This window comes from Hominisplanchenecus murintestinalis (assembly GCF_943193015.1).
Classification (GTDB): Bacteria; Bacillota; Clostridia; order Lachnospirales; family Lachnospiraceae; genus Hominisplanchenecus_A; species Hominisplanchenecus_A murintestinalis.
In genome coordinates this window covers 1-1,846 of record NZ_CALPCM010000110.1, presented here as the reverse complement: position 1 = coordinate 1,846, position 1,846 = coordinate 1, and the positions used below count along the sequence as shown (strand labels likewise).

1 protein-coding gene is annotated in these 1,846 nt (G+C 45.7%); it reads right to left on the bottom strand.

Translation table 11 applies throughout. The features are described 5' to 3' along the window. Window positions 1-131: 131 nt before the first annotated feature. A complete protein-coding gene (locus tag NFR99_RS15180; RefSeq protein WP_251354075.1) occupies window positions 132-1,466 on the bottom strand; it encodes an IS110 family RNA-guided transposase in 1,335 nt (444 codons plus the stop codon). Window positions 1,467-1,846 lie beyond the last annotated feature (380 nt).

Genomic DNA, 1,846 nt, shown 5'->3' with positions numbered 1-1,846 from the left:
AAGTCCAGCTAAGAAATGTCAATAGGTAAAATGAAAAATGTTAAAAAAGTTTTTTTTAAGTAGTTGATGTAAAAAAGTGTAACTTTAATAAAACCACCTATGTGGAAATTTAAAAAATTTATGAGAACCTGTTAAGCTGCGTTGTGTGTCTTGCCAGGATGCGCTGCAAGATACTGCTCACAATGTTCCTGGGGAGTGATGATCTTAAACGGCTTATGATCTCGGAGCATGGCAAAAATGATGTTGCAGATTTTATGCATGACAGCCCCGACAGCCACGTTTTTCTTCTTGCTTTTGCATTTGTTGGCATAGTAACTGTGGATCACCGGATTTACTGGTGTTTTTGTCCCTTTATCTATCTTAAGGTTATTGAGCGCTACCATATGCAGGATACGCCTGGCAAGGCTGGAACCTCTCTTGGACATGTGGACTTTGTCACCGTTGAATTTGCCGGACTGCTTTACGGCAGGATCCAAACCGAAGTAGGCATAAAGCTTCTTTGGGGAGGAAAACAGGTCAAAGGAACCCATTTCAGCAATCAGGACAACTGCGCTGAGGAAGCCAACGCCCCGCAGGGACTGCAGAAGGGCGATGCGGTCATAGGCCGGTGTCCCTTCCAGCTTATCAACAGCCTTATGCAGTTCTTCCAGTATGCCATCCAGATGCTCCTGGTATTCCCGGTAAGTTTTGATATACAGCCGGATGCGGAGCGCATTGCTTGGAAGCGCACGTCCGAAAACAGCGGCATCCTTTGCGGCAGTGCATATGGCATCATATTTGGCAAGGGCGTATTTTTCGCCGAAACGTGCTGTTTTGCGTATGGTTTCCACAATCCGGTCCTTTGGTGCGGCAAGCATGTCTGCTGCAAGGGGGTAAGCTTCCAGAAGCTTTAAGGAAGTCTGCGTTGTGATCTTGCTGAACACCTTCTGGTACGCGGGGAAGGACACTTTGAGTTCCGCATGAAGCTTCAACACGATGGCAGACTGCAAATCCTTGAAATAATAGTAGTCACGCACGAGATTGCGCAGGTCAATGACCTCATCATCTGGGATGATGGAAGTCTTAAGGGACGCATCCAGCCCGACCTTGGCAGCTTTTTTTGAATCAAATTTATCATTATGCAGTTTCCTAACGTTCATATTTGTGCTATTCTTAGTAATGATAGGATTAATGACGGAGCAGTCAAAACCCTTATCACGAAGGAAGCACAGGAGCGGGATGTGGTAGATCCCGGTGGACTCAAGGAAGCAGCGGCTTTCAAGAGAATACGCCTCTTGCGCTTCCTTTATTTTTGTGACGGCAAGCTCACGGGACGCAGGATCCGAGTGGATGATCTTAAAAGGTTTTCCTGTGAGGATGCCATTGGGGAGCATGATGGACATCCATGTGAAATCTGCGCCAGCATCAAGCCCGACTGAGAGGTAAGGGATGCTTTGGAGCATCATGAGTACATTTTGATATTTCATAGTTTTATCCTTTCCGGCAGGCATCCATTTCCAGAAGGTGGATACACAACCTAGCGGCTTATACAGGTATAGCCTGGGGCTTCCCAACCAGCCAAAACATAAATCACCACCGAATGGACGGACAGACTTTCTAAGAGGTTTCGCCAGCCGGAAAGGCTGGTTCCCAAGGAGTGAACGTCAATGATCCTGCCCTCAGTGATTATACCTCTATATTTTGTCTGGCGCATGAAGGAAACCTCAGACAAGGTAAATAATGTTGTCTTATAACTTCTGATGGAGGGGGATTCCTCCTTCCGTTATATCTATATAGATTTATTAGATTGGACTTTGTAACTATTAACCAGTAGTCATTCTTGACTACACCATTATTATACTAGGAG